Source organism: Vibrio sp. Sgm 5, from assembly GCF_026241575.1.
GTDB classification, from domain to species: domain Bacteria; phylum Pseudomonadota; class Gammaproteobacteria; order Enterobacterales; family Vibrionaceae; genus Vibrio; species Vibrio jasicida.
The window spans coordinates 159,225-176,944 of the sequence record NZ_JAPHPY010000003.1; the positions used below are offsets into that span (position 1 = coordinate 159,225).

Genomic DNA, 17,720 nt, shown 5'->3' on the forward strand with positions numbered 1-17,720 from the left:
CAAGCAAATTCAATTCGCTTGGGCTTAAAGCTTAGACCATGATATTGGAGTTACCAGATTAGACCTGTAGCCAGAAAGTCACCGGGCCGTCATTAATTAATGACACTTTCATATCAGCAGCAAAGCGGCCACGTTGCGTTGGTAGCTCTTGCTCACACAAATCAGAAAAGTAATCATACAGACGTTCTGCATCCGCAGGGTGTGCACCACGAGAAAAGCCTGCGCGAGTGCCTTTTTTGGTGTCTGCTGGTAACGTAAATTGAGACACCACCAACACCTTACCGTTCACTTGTTTGACGTTGAGGTTCATTTTACCGTCATCGTCTTCAAACACTCGATAAGTGGTTACGCGCTCCATCAAACGTTTTGCTTTTGCTTCATCATCGTCCTTCTCTACACCAAGTAGAACAAGTAGACCTTGGTCGATTTCACCGACAACTTCACCGTCCACGCGAACGGCGGCTTCACTGACTCGTTGGATTAGCGCTATCACGACTCTCGCTTCCTTCATCTGTTAATTGCAATTCTGCCGTCGAGTGTATCATTTCTAGGTCATCACTCCAGTGCTCTCTTTCTCCCAAAGCCGCGGTGACTTCCGCACCAATCAAAACAATAAGCCAACACAAATACACCCACACAAACAAGATTGGAATGGCCGCTAACGCGCCATAAATCAACTGATAAGAAGGAAACTGGGTAATGTAGAAAGCAAAGCCTTTCTTACTCAATTCAAACAGCACAGCAGCAATAGCAGCGCCAACTGCACCATGGGATAGGTATACCTTTTTGTTTGGCACTAAAAAGTACAACCCCATAAACGCAAAGAAGGACAACAACAAAGGCAGCCAACGCAAAAACAGGTTGTAAGCGCCCGATAGCGTTTCGTTCTCAATCAACTTAAGGGATGTCACGTAAGACGTCGCAGCAATACTTGCGCCGACCAAAATCGGACCAAGGGTCAACACCATCCAATACATTGAGAAAGAAAAGACAGGGCGGCGTTTGTCTTTTACTCGCCAAATGTAGTTTAAGTTCTTATCGATATTTGAAATCAACATCAAAGCCGCAACAAATAGAAAAGCACCGCCCACGGCAGTCATTTTTCCTGTATTCGAAACGAATTCTTGCAGCGCCGTTCTTACTGCATCACCAGAAGCTGGGACAAAGTTATCAATGATGTAACCTTGCAAGGTTTCACCCACATTCTCAAACACCGGAAACTTCGACAATATCGACAAAAGTACCGTCAACATCGGCACAATAGACAGCAAAGTAATATAAGCTAGATAGCCAGCATTGACGTTGACGCGATCGTGCGTCATTCGTTTGAGAAGATATTTGGAAAACGCGACGCTCCCCGGCACAAGCCTAGTCAATCTCACCTTGTAACTCTCTGATAACTGGTTCATAGTTCATCCCATAAATTAGCGTCGAGGACATAAGAATGCCTTATTTATTAGCAATTGTACTATCAATTTTCACTTTAACAGGATGTCAGTCCGCTTATTATTCAACGATGGAGCAAGTGGGATACCACAAGCGTGACATCATGGTTGATCGCGTTGAAGACGCCAAAGAATCACAACAAGACGCACAAGAAGAATTTACCAGTGCACTCGAAGCACTTTCTGCCTTAACCAATTTTGATGGTGGTGAACTGGAAAGCGTCTATAACAACATAAACGATAAATACGAAGACAGCGAAAAAGCAGCACAAGACGTGCGCGATCGTATTGCTGCAATTGAAGACGTGTCCGATGCGCTGTTTGATGAGTGGCAGGGCGAACTAGACTTGTACACCAGCGCGAAGCTACGTCGCTCAAGTGAACAAAAGCTGCGTGAGACCAAAGCATCTTACAAAACCATGCTCAGTGCGATGAAGCGTGCTGAAGACAAGATGACGCCAGTACTCAACACACTCCGCGACAACACGCTTTACTTAAAACACAACCTAAACGCGAGCGCGATTGGCTCTCTAAAAGGTGAATTTTCTAGCCTAGAGAAAGACATCCAATACGCAATCAAACAAATGAATGCCGCGATCGCAGAATCAGATAAGTTCCTGCAACAGCTGAATCAAAAGTAAGCCTTTACAAGCTCCTCTTCGTGAGGAGCTTTTAGTTTGTGCTCTCGACCACTAAGCCTGTGACTCTTCGAACAAACTCGACCCTTTCTGGTATTGTTCCCCATGGTACTTCAACCACTTCATAACCCAGCTCAGCATACGTCTCGACAAGGGCGTGATGAATCTGAAGCGCTTCTTCAAAGCTGTGTGGGCGTACTTCATCTTGAACATAGATTGACGCTTCAGGTCGACAAGTTAGCACCTGACTATGGTACCCAGCACTCTCCGTTAAGAAAGCTTGCTCAACGTGACGCCCTCCAACTTGCAGATAAGCCACAATATCGGGAATCGCGCGATCCATAAAAGCCACCTGATGACTCAGCGACTCACACTTTTGCTTACCCATAAACTCAAGACATAAGTTGGCAAACTCGGGCAGGTTACTCCAAGGCAAGATGCCATTTTCTAACTGGCTTTGTTGCTCTATCAAAATACGTGAGCCTTCAGCAAACGTCGCATACCCTAAATGACCGAGCGCATTCAACAAGGTCGTTTTGCCGGCGCCTGGGCCACCCGTAATCACAATTGGCCTCATGTACTCTTTTCCCTTCAGATACAAAAAACCCCGAGCATAACTCGGGGTTTCTTCTTAATCGAATCCGTTAAAACAGATTATTTACCTGCACGAGAAGCGCGTTTACGGTCGCTTTCTGTTAGGAATTTCTTACGGATACGGATGCTTTCTGGCGTTACTTCTACTAGTTCATCTTCATCAATAAACTCTAGAGCTTGCTCAAGAGTGTGCTTGATTGGTGGAGTTAGAACCTGAGCGTCATCAGTACCAGATGCACGAACGTTGGTTAGCTGCTTACCTTTCAGAGCGTTTACTGTTAGGTCGTTATCGCGGCTATGAATACCGATAACCATGCCTTCGTAAACTTCTACACCGTGACCGATAAATAGGCGACCACGTTCTTGAAGGTTAAACAGTGCGTTAGTCAGTGCTTTACCCATTGCGTTAGCGATTAGTACGCCGTTGATACGCTGACCGATGTTACCGCCTTTGTGTGGACCGTAGTGATCAAACGTATGGTAAAGAAGACCAGAACCTGACGTTAGCGTCATGAATTCAGTTTGGAAACCGATCAAGCCACGAGAAGGCATATCGAAGTCCATGCGCACACGGCCTTTACCGTCTGGTGCCATGTCTTTCAGCTCACCTTTACGTAGGCCGATGTTTTCCATGATGCCGCCTTGGTGCTCTTCAAGAACATCAATCGTTACTGTTTCAAACGGTTCCATTAGCTGACCATCTTCTTCTTTGATGATTACTTCTGGACGAGATACAGCAAGCTCAAAGCCTTCGCGACGCATGTTTTCGATCAGGATAGATAGGTGAAGTTCACCACGGCCTGAAACGCGGAATTTGTCTGGATCGTCTGTTTGCTCAACGCGCAGTGCTACGTTGTGTACCAATTCTTTCTCTAGACGCTCGAGGATGTTACGTGAAGTTACGAATTTACCTTCTTTACCCGCGAATGGAGACGTGTTTACTTGGAACGTCATCGTTACTGTTGGTTCATCAACAGAAAGTGCTGGTAGCGCTTCAACTTGGTTTTGAGCACAAATAGTGTCAGAGATTTTCAGCTCACCAAGACCAGTGATTGCAATGATATCACCAGCGTTCGCTTGCTCAACTTCGTGACGCTCTAGACCAAGGTAACCCATTACCGTACCCACTTTACCGTTGCGCGTTTTACCGTCAGCACCGATAACTGTTACTTGTTGGTTTGGCTTAACGCTACCACGAGTTACACGAGCAACACCGATAACACCAACGTAAGAGCTGTAGTCTAGCTGAGAAACTTGCATCTGTAGTGGACCGTCTAGGTCAACTTCTGGAGCGGCTACTTCATCAACGATAGTTTGGAATAGCGGTTCCATGTTTTCACCAGTTTCGCCCTCTTCTAGAGTAGCCCAACCGTTTAGTGCTGAAGCGTAAACAACTTTAAAGTCTAGCTGTTCGTCAGTTGCACCTAGGTTGTCGAATAGGTCGAATACTTGGTCCATAACCCAATCAGGACGAGCACCTGGGCGGTCAATCTTGTTGATTACAACGATTGGCTTAAGGCCGTGTGCAAATGCTTTTTGTGTTACGAAACGCGTTTGAGGCATCGGGCCATCAACAGCGTCAACGATAAGTAGTACTGAGTCTACCATCGACATAATACGTTCTACTTCACCACCGAAGTCCGCGTGTCCTGGAGTATCTACGATGTTGATGCGGTAATCATTCCAGTTAATTGCTGTGTTTTTAGCAAGAATGGTAATACCACGTTCTTTTTCGATGTCGTTTGAGTCCATGACTCGCTCTTCAGCTTCGCCGCGAGACTCTAGAGTACCTGATTGTTGCAGTAGTTTATCAACCAGTGTTGTTTTACCGTGGTCAACGTGCGCGATGATCGCGATATTTCTTAATTTATCAATCTGTGGAGTAGCCATGGATTTGATTCACTTAGATAGATGAAATGCCCCCACGCTGAGAACGGGTGCTCTCTGGTGACATTTGCTGATTAAAAAAACGGCCATAATGTACCAGATTTTAGCAAAAAGCATAGAAATATGTGATCTACTCCCGAGCTTTTCTGCGAAATTTACGCTTAATGCCCACTTTCCTTATTAAAGCGAATTGATTCAACGCAATTTTATTCCAATCGTTGCGTAATACAAATTGACTCTCGCTCAAAAACTGGACTAAATAAGCAACGTGTTTGTCACATTGTGGTGCAATAATTTAAATGCGCACCATTTTAGTGCAAAGTCAGATCATTTTGGTGCAATCGTTTGCACCAAACTAGGATCTGAAAACATAATCCCTTGAAATTAATGGAATATTTTTTTTGGCACGGTTTTGGCTTTAGAGAAACCAGCATCGATTAATAAAATGTCAAACAGATTAATCAATGCTGGATTTAATCAAGATTTCATAAATCGAGCTTTACCGCTTTATTAACACTGGAGGTTATCCACGATGTCAGTAGAAAACGTTTTATCACTGATCCAAGAGAACGAAGTTAAGTTTGTTGACCTACGCTTCACTGATACAAAAGGTAAAGAGCAGCACATCTCTATCCCTGCTCACCAGATCGACACAGACTTCTTCGAAGAAGGTAAAATGTTCGATGGTTCATCAGTTGCTGGCTGGAAAGGCATTAACGAATCAGACATGGTTATGATGCCAGATGCATCTTCTGCAGTGCTTGACCCATTCACTGAAGATGCAACGCTAAACATCCGTTGTGACATCCTTGAGCCTGCAACAATGCAAGGCTACGATCGCGACCCACGCTCTATTGCTAAACGCGCTGAAGACTTCATGCGCTCTACAGGCGTTGCTGACACAGTACTTATCGGTCCTGAGCCAGAGTTTTTCCTATTTGACGACGTTAAGTTCGCAACTGACATGTCTGGTTCTTTCTTCAAGATTGATGACGTAGAAGCAGCATGGAACACAGGTTCTGATTACGAAGAAGGTAACAAAGGTCACCGTCCAGGCGTTAAAGGTGGTTACTTCCCAGTAGCTCCTGTGGATTCATCTCAAGACATCCGTTCTGCAATGTGTCTAGTAATGGAAGAGATGGGCCTAGTTGTTGAAGCGCACCACCACGAAGTAGCAACTGCGGGTCAAAACGAAATCGCAACTCGCTTCAACACGCTAACAACAAAAGCAGACGAAATCCAAATCTACAAGTACGTTGTACACAACGTTGCACACGCATTTGGTAAGACAGCGACATTCATGCCTAAGCCACTAGTTGGTGACAACGGTTCTGGTATGCACGTTCACCAATCTCTAGCAAAAGATGGCGTTAACCTATTTGCTGGTGATAAGTACGGCGGCCTATCTGAAATGGCGCTTTACTACATTGGCGGTATCATCAAACACGCTCGTGCAATCAACGCATTCGCTAACCCATCAACGAACTCGTACAAGCGTCTTGTACCAGGCTTCGAAGCACCAGTTATGCTAGCTTACTCAGCGCGTAACCGTTCTGCTTCTATCCGTATCCCAGTGGTACCAAGCCCTAAAGCTCGTCGTATTGAAGTTCGCTTTGGTGACCCAGCAGCAAACCCATACCTATGTTTCGCAGCAATGCTAATGGCTGGTCTTGACGGTATTAAGAACAAGATCCACCCAGGCGAAGCTATGGATAAAGACCTGTACGACCTTCCAGCGGAAGAAGCAGCAGAAATCCCAACAGTGGCTTACTCACTAAAAGACGCTCTAGAAGAACTAGATGCAGACCGTGAGTTCCTAACAGCTGGCGGCGTATTCTCTGATGACTTCATCGATTCTTACATCAGCCTAAAAGCGCAAGATGTTGAGAAAGTAAACATGACAACTCACCCACTTGAGTTCGAACTTTACTACTCTGTATAAGGTCTAAGCTGTGTAAAATGTAAACACAGTTACAAAATATTAGGCTCGCCTCGCAGGCGGGCCTTTTTTGTATACGCTCAACTAAGTTGCCCGTTTAACATGGAGAGATAACAAAAATACGCCTGAATCTTTTATCTTTATGGATCAAGGTTCTAGGCAACCGAAACGTGAAATCATCGATCAAAAGAAGGTGAGCAATGAAAGTTCAGCTTTTACCAACCCTGTACGCGCTCAGTACCTTGCTGATGGCGTCGACCGCTGGTGCCCAAGTCGCTTACACTTGGGTAGATAAGGACGGGGTCATCCACTTTAGTGACACCCCCAATCAAGGTGCAAAAACCATTTCACTTCCCAACCTAGAGGCTAGTGCACCTGCTCCCCGGGTACAAAGTACGGAGTCTTTAACACCTCCAGCCAGCGTACCAAAAGAGACTGCTGATACACCGAAAGCAAAAACCGAAAAACCTGTGCCGCTTTCCCTATCCATGCTCACACCTCAACATGACGAAACCATAAGAAGTAACAATGGGTTAATCAACATCCAACTGGATGCCAACCGCAAACTAGGGATTGGAGAGCAACTGCAACTCATCCTTGATGGCAAGCCTTATGGAGCCCCTCAAAGCCGCCTCACTTGGCAACTCAGCAACATTGACCGTGGTACTCACACCCTTGCGGTACAAGCGAAAAGAAGCGGCAAGCTTATTGCATCTACTAGCCCTATAACGGTGCATTTACATAGAGCGAGTATCAAGCCGACCATTAAAGGGGCAAAGTAGAATATTAAGTGAGAAAAAACGCACGCTCGCGCTGCTTTTCACTTTTTCTTCTGAGATTTATTCGCCATACTTACGTTCTATTGCACCAATATAGTGCAGCGCACAATCACAACGCAAACAAGGACGTAATGTGGATACTAGTCTCTCCAGTGCCATCCTCAATAACATGGTGACAGCGACGTTGATTCTCGATGATGGATTGGCGGTACGTTATGCCAACCCTTCGGCTGAGTTGCTGTTTTCACAAAGCGCTAAGCGCATTGTCGAGCAATCACTGTCTCAATTGATTCAACATGCGTCTTTGGATCTGGCTTTACTGACCCAGCCACTACAAAGCGGTCAAAGTATTACCGACAGCGACGTTACCTTTGTTGTCGATGGCCGGCCTTTAATGTTAGAGGTCACCGTCAGCCCAATCACATGGCAAAAACAATTAATGCTGTTGGTTGAGATGCGCAAGATAGATCAACAACGCCGACTCACTCAAGAGCTTAATCAACACGCTCAACAACAAGCGGCTAAGTTGTTGGTGCGAGGCTTAGCACATGAGATCAAGAATCCACTGGGCGGTCTACGCGGCGCGGCACAGCTATTGGAGAAAATGCTGCCCGATCCGTCTCTGACCGAATATACGCATATCATTATTGAACAAGCCGATCGCTTGAGAGCATTAGTCGATCGCTTGCTAGGGCCACAAAAACCAGGCAAGAAAACGCAAGAGAACCTTCACCAAGTGTTGGAGAAGGTACGCCAATTGGTTGAGCTGGAATCTCAGCATTCGGTGGTAGTTGAACGCGATTACGATCCAAGCTTGCCAGAGTTGCTAATGGATGCAGACCAAATTGAGCAAGCGATGCTCAATATTGTTAGTAATGCCGCACAAATACTGTCTCACCAAGAACACGGTAAAATCACCATACGCACCAGAACGGTGCACCAAGCCAATATTCACGGCCAACGCTGCAAGCTCGCTGCTCGCATAGAAATCACCGATAACGGTCCGGGTATCCCACCAGAATTACAAGATACGTTGTTCTATCCCATGGTCAGTGGCCGTGAAGGTGGAACAGGGCTCGGACTGTCTATCTCACAAAACCTGATCGACCAGCACAACGGCAAGATTGATGTCGAAAGCTGGCCAGGTCACACCACTTTTACGATTTATTTGCCAATCTGACCACGCTAAATGGTTTTGGTATTCGTCAGTTTTTAGGCTTTCGCTGCAAGGATTTATACATGAGTAAAGGATATGTTTGGGTCGTCGATGACGACAGTTCGATTCGCTGGGTGATGGAGAAAACACTCTCATCAGCCAACATTAAATGCGAAACCTACGCGGACGGGGAAAGTGTACTGATGGCGCTAGAGCGCGAAGTACCAGACGTGTTGGTTTCGGATATCCGTATGCCGGGTATCGACGGACTAGAGCTACTAAAGCAAGTTCAGCATGACTATCCTGATCTACCTGTCATCATCATGACGGCACATTCGGATTTAGACGCCGCTGTAAATGCTTACCAAAAAGGCGCATTCGAATATCTGCCAAAACCATTTGATATTGATGAAACCCTCACTCTGGTTGAACGTGCAATAGCCCACAGCCAAGAAAACAAACGTGAGCAATTACTCCCAGAAGAGATTCCAACCGACACACCAGAAATCATCGGTGAAGCACCGGCGATGCAGGAAGTGTTTCGCGCCATCGGTCGCCTATCTCGCTCTTCCATTTCCGTTTTGATCAACGGCGAATCAGGTACAGGTAAAGAACTGGTAGCTCATGCTCTGCACCGCCATAGTCCGCGCGCCAACAAACCTTTTATTGCTCTCAATATGGCCGCGATTCCAAAAGACTTAATTGAGTCGGAATTGTTCGGCCATGAAAAAGGCGCATTTACTGGCGCAAACAGTGTTCGCCAAGGTCGCTTTGAGCAAGCCAATGGTGGTACGCTGTTTTTGGATGAAATTGGTGATATGCCATTAGATATTCAAACTCGCTTATTACGTGTTTTAGCCGACGGTCAGTTTTATCGAGTGGGTGGCCACTCACCCATTCAAGTCGACGTTCGTATTGTCGCCGCTACCCACCAAAACCTAGAAAAATTGGTCCACGAAGGCGATTTCCGTGAGGATTTATTCCACCGCTTGAACGTTATTCGAGTTCAAATCCCCGCGCTAAGAGAGCGTAAACAAGACATCGAAAAGTTAACGCAACACTTCTTGGTTCGTGCGGCTGATGAGCTCGGTGTCGAAACCAAAGCCTTGCACCCTTCTTCTGTCGACATTCTTAATCGTCTTGATTGGCCGGGTAACGTGCGCCAATTAGAAAACATTTGTCGTTGGTTAACCGTAATGGCAAGTGGTAGTGAAGTGCTACCAAGCGATCTGCCAGCAGAATTATTGGAAGAGAAAAAAATCATCACCGAGACAAGCAGTGGCAGTTGGCAAAAACAATTAGCGGACTGGGCACGCCATGCGTTAGAAGCTGGGGATAAAGAACTACTTTCCTTCGCTTTACCAGAATTTGAACGCATTTTATTGGAAGCTGCGTTAGAACATACTAAAGGTCACAAGCAAGATGCCGCTAAAGTACTAGGTTGGGGACGCAATACCTTAACCAGAAAGTTAAAAGAGCTGTACTGATTTCGAGCGGTCACGACGTTAGAGCATGGTTATCAAGCGCAAATTTTTCATCTCGCTTGATAACCTAAATGTCAGTACAATTACGGCACACCATCCCTTTTGTGACTAGGCAATGTCTAACGCGACGACTCAAATTACACTACGTACTGCTGTTCTCATCCCCTTTGTGATGATTTTTTTGCTGGCTATCGGTGTGATTGTTTACGTCCAAAAGCAGAGCTACGAAGAAGTTGTTACCGACATCAGTGATAAACAACTTTCTGTACTCACAGAAAGTGTTCACGACCATTTGAATGATTACTTACGCAAACCTTTTACCGCCGTCGCTGCACTCGGCCACAACGTCAGTTATCACAACCTTTACCACCCGAATGACACGAAAGACATTCAATCCTATTTGCTCAGCGCATTTAAAGATCTGTACCACTCGATACCGCAACTTGATGTGATCGCTTTTGGCTCAGAAACGGGTGACTTTACCGGTTTTCGCCGCGAGTCAGCCGATGCATATACCCTGATGGTGCAAGACTACCGAACCAAAGGCAGTTTGGTGATTTATGGTAGTGAAGAAGTCAGTGATGATATTCGTACTATCATCGCCCCTTATGACCCAAGAACTCGCCCTTGGTATCAACCCGTAGCACAAGACCATAAAGCCCATTGGTCATCGATTTATGCCAATGCTGATGAGCGTCAAGACATCACTCTTTCTGCGATGACACCGGTTTACGAAATGGGTACATTTGCTGGCGTCTTGGTCACAGATATACGCATCAACACTTTCAATCAGTTCTTACAAGAGTTAAAGCAAGAGACCAATGCTTCCGTCTATATCATGGACCAACAGCATCGTTTAGTTGCTCACTCAGGACAAGGCAGTGTGATTTCATGGGGTACTAAGTTCTCCGATAAGGGCCAGCGTTTGCTTGCATCAGAGAGTGCCGACCCAATCATAAAAATGAGTGCTGCTCGAGTTAGCGGACAGGTGTTGAATTACACTGATAAACCCTATACGTTCGAATTCGACTTTAATGGTCAGCGCACTTTTAGTCGTATCACGCCTTATCATGACAGCAATGGCTTAACTTGGTTTATCGGCACCTCCATCTCTGAGAGTGAATTACTCGGCACCTTGCCCAAGAGCCAACAAAGGAGCTGGATGGTTGGCTTTTTAGTGAGTCTATTTGGCATCGTTGTCAGTCTACTGATCTTCAATCGCGTCACTCGTCCTATCAATGCTACCGCAACAGCAGCGCAGCATCTGGCTAAAGGGGATTGGGACAGTACGATGCCTCGCCCTGGCTATGTCTACGAAACCACCATCCTTGTACAAGCCTTTAATGAAATGGCCAGTAATCTAAAAGCGTCATTCAAAGCGTTGCGAGAGCAGCTCGAATTCGACTCATTAACCCGCCTCTACAGCCGCCAAGGACTCATTGAAGTCAGTGAAAACAACTCACATGCAGAGCAAGGCAGTTTATATCTCATTGGGATCAACAAATTTAGGGATATCAACGACAGTGTCGGCCATCACAATGGTGATCAGCTCCTGATCCATGTTGCTGAGCGCCTTAAGCAACAGTTGAAAGAAGAAGCGACGCTAGCTCGTATTGGTGGTGATGAGTTTGCGGTCTTTATGCCAAACATGCACAGCGACGGTGATATTCGTTTAATGGAAAGACGCTTACAGCAATTGCTTGCTGCGCCTTTCATACTCGATGGTGAAACAGTAGTAATCAAGGTTTCGATAGGGGTAGTCAGAACAAAATCAGAGCAATCGATGTCACTGTGGCTACGCAACGCAAGCATCGCCTTAAGCTATGCGAAGCAAGATTCGCTAGCTAGCGTTTGTCACTACAGCCCAGAAATGGCCAGCGCCTCAAAGTTCCGCACTCAAATGCAGGCCAAGATTCAGACGGGCATCGATAATCGTGAATTCGTGCCCTACTATCAACCTATCGTCGATCTGGCAAGCGGCAACATTTGTGGCGCAGAAGCTTTAGCTCGTTGGCACAGTGAATCAGGAATGGTTTCTCCATTAGATTTCATCCCAATCGCAGAAGAAAGCAGCATGATCAAAGCAATAGGGCAACAAATACTCTTCCAAGCATGCCGTGACACACGTAAAGCCATCGACAAAAAACAGTGGCCTGAGAACTTCCAATTGCATGTGAATGTCTCAGTAAACCAACTCTCTTGTCCTGACTTTGTCGACACCGTCAGCAGCGTCCTGAAAACGACTCAATTGCCAGCCAATAATGTCACATTAGAAATTACTGAGTCTCGTATCATTGATAGTGCACCAACAACATTGGATAACCTGATCAAACTGCGTCAAATGGGATTAGGGATTGCCATTGATGATTTTGGTACTGGTTACTCATCTTTAGCGTACCTTCATGCGCTACCATTTACATGCTTGAAGATAGATCGCACCTTTATCAACCGACTCACTGAAGAAGACCTCGACAGCTCTGTTGTTGCCGCGATAGTGAACATCACCAAAGGCATGAAAACCAATGTCGTTGCAGAAGGCGTAGAGACAGCCACGCAGGCAAAGCTGCTTAGCGCATTAGGTTGTAACCAAGTACAAGGTTTTTACTATAGCCGCCCATTACCGCTGGAAGACTGGCCAACACATTTGGTTAACATGAAGTAGAAAAGAGCTGAAATCGTTGATTTCCTAGTCATCATCTACTGACAATCTACCTAACTGTTATTTATACTTAACTGCAAATCTTCCCCATGTATTGTCATCGATAATGTTTGGGCTGAGTTCCTGTTCACAACATACAACCCGGATCGACATAATGATAACTAAGAATCTTCCCCTGACTGATTTGCACCGTCACCTTGACGGTAACATTCGCACTAAGACTATTCTTGAGCTTGGTCAGCAGTTTGGTATTGCGCTACCAGCTTATGATATTGAGTCTCTTACTCCACACGTTCAAATTGTTGAAGCTGAGCCATCTCTTGTAGCCTTCCTTTCTAAGCTTGACTGGGGTGTGGCAGTATTAGGCGATCTAGACGCATGTCGTCGTGTCGCTTATGAAAACGTAGAAGACGCTCTAAACGCACAAATCGACTACACTGAACTTCGCTTCTCACCATACTACATGGCGATGAAACACAAACTGCCAGTGGCAGGCGTTGTGGAAGCAGTCGTTGATGGTGTGCAAGCGGGTATGCGTGATTTCGGTGTCAAGGCGAACCTGATTGGCATTATGAGCCGTACATTTGGTACTGATGCTTGTCAGCAAGAGCTGGATGGTATCCTGAGCCAAAAAGATCACATCGTAGCCGTGGACCTAGCAGGTGATGAGCTTGGCCAACCAGGTGACCGTTTTGTCTCTCACTTCAAGCAAGTCCGTGATGCAGGCCTAAGTGTTACTGTTCACGCGGGTGAAGCGGCGGGTGCAGAAAGCATGTGGCAAGCAATTCAAGAGTTAGGTGCAACTCGTATCGGTCATGGTGTAAAAGCGATTCACGATCCTAAGCTAATGGATTACCTAGCAGAAAACCGCATTGGTATTGAATCTTGCCTGACGTCAAATTTCCAAACGAGTACGGTTGAATCGCTAGCTAACCACCCGCTTAAGCAATTCCTAGAGCACGGTGTGCTGGCGTGTCTGAACACGGACGACCCAGCAGTTGAAGGTATTGAACTGCCATACGAATACGAAGTGGCAGCACCAGCAGCAGGTCTGACTAAAGAGCAAATTCGCCAAGCGCAAATCAACGGTCTAGACATCGCGTTCCTATCAGATGCAGAAAAAACTGAACTGAAAGAAAAAGTGAAAGATCGCGTTTAATTGCCGCGAAGGACATAAAAAATGCCAGCATTTGCTGGCATTTTTTTATATCCGAAATCTATTGAGAGCTTAGATAACGCGAGAGAATTGCTGCTGACGCGCTTTCGCTCGTAGGTACTTGTCGAAGCACATACAGATATTACGAATCAATAAGCGACCACGAAGTGTCACCTGAATTTCACGCTCATCCACTTCTACCAACTTGTCATCAACGAAAGTTTGTAGAAGCTGTAGATCTTCTTTGAAGTACTGTTCGAACTTCACTGCAAACTCAGACTCAATCGCTTTCTTATCCAGTTTAAAGTTACAGATAAGCTGCTTAATCACCTCACGGCGTAGCAAATCATCTGAGTCTAAAGAAACCCCTTTCCAGAGTGCATGACGCAAGTCATTCACTTGAGCATAGTACTTCTTCAACTCTTTTTGGTTTTGCGCGTACGCATCACCAATCATGGAAATCGCAGAAACACCAAAGCCGACCAAATCACACTCACCTTGCGTGGTGTAGCCTTGGAAGTTGCGGTGCAAAATACCTTCACGCTGGGCGATGGCAAGCTCATCATCTGGCATCGCAAAGTGGTCCATACCGATGAATTGGTAGCCAGCTCCCGTAAGTGTCGCGATCGTGTCTTGCAGAATCGCCATCTTCTCTTCAGCTTTCGGCAAATCCTCGTCTTTAATCTTACGCTGCGCAGCAAATAGCTGAGGCATATGCGCGTAGTTAAACACAGATAAACGACCCGGCTGCATTTCTAACACTTGCTCAAGTGTTTTAGCAAAGGACACCTTCGTTTGCTTCGGTAAGCCGTAAATTAGATCAAGGTTCGTTGAACGAAAGCCAAGCTCTTTGGCGCGTGCGACCATCGCAAAGATAAATTCTTCATCTTGCTCGCGATTCACAAGCTGCTGAACTTCTTTATTGAAATCCTGAACACCAATGCTCAGACGATTGAAACCTTCACTGCGCAGATGATCCAGCATGGTTAGTTCGATTTCACGCGGGTCCACCTCAATACTGATTTCAGCGTCCGCATTAAAGATAAATTCTTGGCGCAATAAATCCATCACACGAGTGATTTGTTTTTCAGACAAGAAAGTTGGTGTACCACCACCAAAGTGCAGTTGAGTGACTGTACGTTCACCAAGCAACGATGCGCGTTGACGAATTTCATGCTCCAGTACGTCTAGGTATTCGTCTGCTTTGTGCGAATGACGAGTAATGACCTTGTTACAGCCGCAGTAGTAGCAAAGCTTGTGGCAAAACGGAATATGAACGTACAAAGATAACGGACGATCTGGGTATTGAGTGCATGCCATATCGTAGTCTGAAATGGTAAATGCTTCATGAAACTCCAGCGCCGTTGGGTACGACGTATAGCGAGGACCGGAATAGTTGTACTTATCCAATACCGCTTGATCCCAGACAATTTGCTGCTTCGATTCAGTATGTTGATTCGACATGGTGGTACTTTCCGTTAAATGCGAGGGCAACGAAAATCGTTACCCAATATTCAGAGGTCGTTATTTTGCCATATGACAAAGGCAACAACGGTAACCGCAGGTGGCTTTTTAAGTATAAAACCAAAGAAGTGCTAGCGTGATCACGATACCCCCAATAGCAATAAGGAAACCATTGGGGATACAAACTAGATCATCTGAATATTGATTTGGTTATTCAGTGGCTGGACGTTTTTTTGCAACACTTTGAGTTCTTCTACGATCGTATCCGTCAAGCGCTGCTCTGCTTTATGGCGATCCAAGTTTTGTTGCATACGCTCTTTCTTCGCAAGTTGCTGTCGGTCTTCACCACGCGCCATATCTTTCACAATATGGTAAAGCTCAGAAATCGCTGGGTACGTTTTATCAAAATCCACCCGGTCTTCACCCTGAACATAGTCCATGATGTTGTATACACGAATGCTGATTTCAGATAAATCACACTGGCCTTGAATGCCAGCCTGACACAAAGTATGCACGTTCTCAAAAATGTTGGCGTTACGTTTATCGATCGCCAATTTTTTATGCTTCAGCTGCAATTCCTTTTGCTTTTTCAATTGAAGCAGAAGGTAACCTGCATATGAAGCCAGCGCGATAATGATCACAGCACCCGCAATCGCTAATAAGGTTACGTTCATGAATTACTTATCCTTTGTAGTCGTCGAAGTTGATGTCATCGAAATCCGCTAGTAGGTCATCGTCGTTGCGAGTACCTTTAGCAGCAGGAGCGGTGAAGTCTTCCTCTTCTTCCGGCTCAAGTAGACCAAGTTGGTCCATCAGTTTTTCGATGCGATCTAGCTTCTCATCTACGAACTTCTGTAGACCTGTGCCTAGGTTCTCACCCGCTTCAATGCGATCCAACAACACGTTCAATTGCGCATCGTTTTCTAGCATCTCTAGCTCTTGCTCAGCCGATAGGCGACGCTCTTGTTTTGTCATCTTCTTCGCTGGCTCAACGATCAGAGGAATTTTCTTCTTACTACCTAAACGTGGATCACGATTTTGGGCAGCAGATTGCTTCTTCTGTTCATTCACTTCTGAGTTACGGTTACCTGTCTTCAAGCCTTTACGCTTTTTAGCGCGCTTGCGTAGACGGCCTTCAACGTCAGATTCTGTGCGGTTACGAGTGACAACAAACTCAGGTGCGCCTGCTGCACCTGGCTTTCTAGATTTTTTACTACGGCTCATTACTGGGCTTTCCTCAGTAAAATTACATCATTACCAATAAATTCGAGTTCGAGCTTATCCCGCTCAGCTAGGAACTGGAACGTTTCACGGCTAAAGAACACCACGTGAGTAGGATCGTTCTTATAATGCCATGATTGAAAGGCTTCTACATCGATGACCATTTTCGTCATCAGGCCTATCCAGCCACCTGGCTTAACTAAATTCAACCATTGCTTCCACACCACATCGGGGTGGTAGAGGTGTTCGATCACCTCTGTTGCTGTCATGAAGTCATACTGCTTTTCTAACACCGATGTATTAGGGTGATAGTAAAGATCATACAACGCCATGTTGTGCCCCGCTTCTTCTAACATTAATGAAAGCGTAGGGCCTGGACCACAACCAAAGTCGATTCCGTTCGATTGTGGTAAAATTCGCTCTGCGATTGGGTCAGCAATTCGCGACAAAAAATGTCGATATCCCATATCTTCAGGATTGTTCTCATGCAGATCATAGTGAGCTTTTTCAGTTTTCGCATCCAAACGTTGGTCTGGATTGACGAATACCAAACTGCACTGTTCACACTGAAGATACTCGCGTCGCTTATCTTCAAAAAAGTGGTGAGTGCGCTGATTCTGGCATAAAGGACAGGTATGCATGCTGACTTCCTCAAACAGGGATGCGAAACATACCAGAAAGTGGACACAGATTGGAGTGTTGCTGGATACTTTTTCAGCAGTTTTTGTTAAAAAACTTTGATTGGCAAAAATGAATATAAAAAAAGCGACAGTGAGACTGTCGCTTTCTGAATGCCACCAATAAGTGGCGAAACTGTGTTGCACACATCTGGTGCACCAAGAATCCTTTTGTTTTTCAAGCTTTCCCTGCCAAAAAGTGTTGTTCTTCATCTTCCTGATGAGTTTTGGCTATCCTTTCACTTCCTGTTTACTGAGCTACTTCCTGAAGCCTGATCCGTTTCGCTGTCTTAACCGTTAGACTAGATGACCATCCATATCTGATAGGCTCCTTGCCTATCTAAGTCCCTTTTCCGACTACCAAACGTCCTTCGCTTGCGTCCTTGGAGACCTTATATCCATGGTCTAAATTCCTGAGGTTCACTCCTTGTGAACACGTCTACTTTACGGGTTTCGTAAAAACCAACAAGTCACCAAAAGCAATTAATGACACTAATTTTTTGCCATAAATAAATAACCCGTTTTATCAATAACTTAAAAGTTATTGAGAGAAATCGCATCGATCACGTATGGCAAATGTCTCACAAGGCTTCAAGCTATCTATCACTTTTATGTTTAACA

The 17,720-nt window shown here is 45.5% G+C and carries 15 protein-coding genes; 7 read left to right on the forward strand and 8 right to left on the reverse strand.

Going from position 1 to position 17,720, the window contains the following annotated elements:
* Positions 1 to 58: 58 nt before the first annotated feature.
* Together dtd and OQJ86_RS03165 are read right to left on the reverse strand one after the other, a co-directional pair.
* On the reverse strand, positions 59 to 493 hold the full coding sequence (gene dtd, locus OQJ86_RS03160) for a D-aminoacyl-tRNA deacylase (RefSeq protein ID WP_038870041.1): 435 nt from the start codon (positions 491 to 493) through the stop codon (positions 59 to 61).
* Positions 465 to 1,409: a virulence factor BrkB family protein gene (locus tag OQJ86_RS03165; RefSeq protein ID WP_038870039.1), complete on the reverse strand. Its 945-nt coding sequence runs from the start codon at positions 1,407 to 1,409 to the stop codon at positions 465 to 467. Before OQJ86_RS03165 ends, dtd begins: the two co-directional genes overlap by 29 nt.
* 35 nt (positions 1,410 to 1,444) lie before the next feature.
* Between OQJ86_RS03165 and OQJ86_RS03170 the strand changes: the two genes are divergently transcribed.
* Positions 1,445 to 2,086 (forward strand): DUF2959 domain-containing protein, encoded by a 642-nt coding sequence (locus OQJ86_RS03170; protein WP_265986260.1) that lies wholly within the window; start codon positions 1,445 to 1,447, stop codon positions 2,084 to 2,086.
* A 31-nt stretch (positions 2,087 to 2,117) separates the two neighbouring features.
* Here the strand turns inward: OQJ86_RS03170 and OQJ86_RS03175 are convergent, their stop codons facing one another.
* The gene (locus tag OQJ86_RS03175; RefSeq protein WP_042604053.1) at positions 2,118 to 2,660 is read right to left on the reverse strand and encodes an AAA family ATPase; all 543 of its coding nucleotides are present in this window, start codon (positions 2,658 to 2,660) and stop codon (positions 2,118 to 2,120) included.
* Between the two features lie 77 nt (positions 2,661 to 2,737).
* The gene (gene typA, locus OQJ86_RS03180) at positions 2,738 to 4,567 is read right to left on the reverse strand and encodes a translational GTPase TypA (RefSeq protein ID WP_038870035.1); all 1,830 of its coding nucleotides are present in this window, start codon (positions 4,565 to 4,567) and stop codon (positions 2,738 to 2,740) included.
* A gap of 529 nt (positions 4,568 to 5,096) precedes the next feature.
* Between typA and glnA the strand changes: the two genes are divergently transcribed.
* The 6 genes from glnA (at position 5,097) to add (ending at position 13,740) form a co-directional block, all read left to right on the forward strand.
* Positions 5,097 to 6,506, forward strand: coding sequence for a glutamate--ammonia ligase (gene glnA / locus OQJ86_RS03185; protein WP_038870033.1), 1,410 nt, complete (start codon positions 5,097 to 5,099; stop codon positions 6,504 to 6,506).
* A 197-nt stretch (positions 6,507 to 6,703) separates the two neighbouring features.
* Positions 6,704 to 7,285, forward strand: coding sequence for a DUF4124 domain-containing protein (locus tag OQJ86_RS03190; protein WP_265986268.1), 582 nt, complete (start codon positions 6,704 to 6,706; stop codon positions 7,283 to 7,285).
* A gap of 130 nt (positions 7,286 to 7,415) precedes the next feature.
* On the forward strand, positions 7,416 to 8,462 hold the full coding sequence (gene glnL, locus OQJ86_RS03195; protein ID WP_038877002.1) for a nitrogen regulation protein NR(II): 1,047 nt from the start codon (positions 7,416 to 7,418) through the stop codon (positions 8,460 to 8,462).
* A gap of 59 nt (positions 8,463 to 8,521) precedes the next feature.
* On the forward strand, positions 8,522 to 9,925 hold the full coding sequence (gene glnG, locus OQJ86_RS03200; RefSeq protein WP_265986271.1) for a nitrogen regulation protein NR(I): 1,404 nt from the start codon (positions 8,522 to 8,524) through the stop codon (positions 9,923 to 9,925).
* A gap of 112 nt (positions 9,926 to 10,037) precedes the next feature.
* Entirely contained in the window at positions 10,038 to 12,584 is a 2,547-nt protein-coding gene (locus tag OQJ86_RS03205) for an EAL domain-containing protein (RefSeq protein WP_045419401.1), read from the forward strand.
* A gap of 151 nt (positions 12,585 to 12,735) precedes the next feature.
* Entirely contained in the window at positions 12,736 to 13,740 is a 1,005-nt protein-coding gene (gene add, locus OQJ86_RS03210; RefSeq protein ID WP_038870023.1) for an adenosine deaminase, read from the forward strand.
* A gap of 69 nt (positions 13,741 to 13,809) precedes the next feature.
* Here the strand turns inward: add and hemN are convergent, their stop codons facing one another.
* The 4 genes from hemN to OQJ86_RS03230 form a co-directional block, all read right to left on the reverse strand.
* Positions 13,810 to 15,201, reverse strand: coding sequence for an oxygen-independent coproporphyrinogen III oxidase (gene hemN / locus OQJ86_RS03215; RefSeq protein WP_104027575.1), 1,392 nt, complete (start codon positions 15,199 to 15,201; stop codon positions 13,810 to 13,812).
* 185 nt (positions 15,202 to 15,386) lie between these two features.
* Positions 15,387 to 15,875 (reverse strand): DUF2489 domain-containing protein, encoded by a 489-nt coding sequence (locus OQJ86_RS03220; protein ID WP_038870019.1) that lies wholly within the window; start codon positions 15,873 to 15,875, stop codon positions 15,387 to 15,389.
* Positions 15,876 to 15,882: 7 nt separating this feature from the next.
* The gene (gene yihI / locus OQJ86_RS03225) at positions 15,883 to 16,425 is read right to left on the reverse strand and encodes a Der GTPase-activating protein YihI (RefSeq protein ID WP_038870017.1); all 543 of its coding nucleotides are present in this window, start codon (positions 16,423 to 16,425) and stop codon (positions 15,883 to 15,885) included.
* Complete coding sequence (locus OQJ86_RS03230) at positions 16,425 to 17,063, reverse strand: class I SAM-dependent methyltransferase (RefSeq protein ID WP_038870124.1); 639 nt, start codon at positions 17,061 to 17,063, stop codon at positions 16,425 to 16,427. The genes yihI and OQJ86_RS03230 overlap by 1 nt, the downstream gene beginning before the upstream one ends.
* Between the last annotated feature and the right edge of the window lie 657 nt (positions 17,064 to 17,720).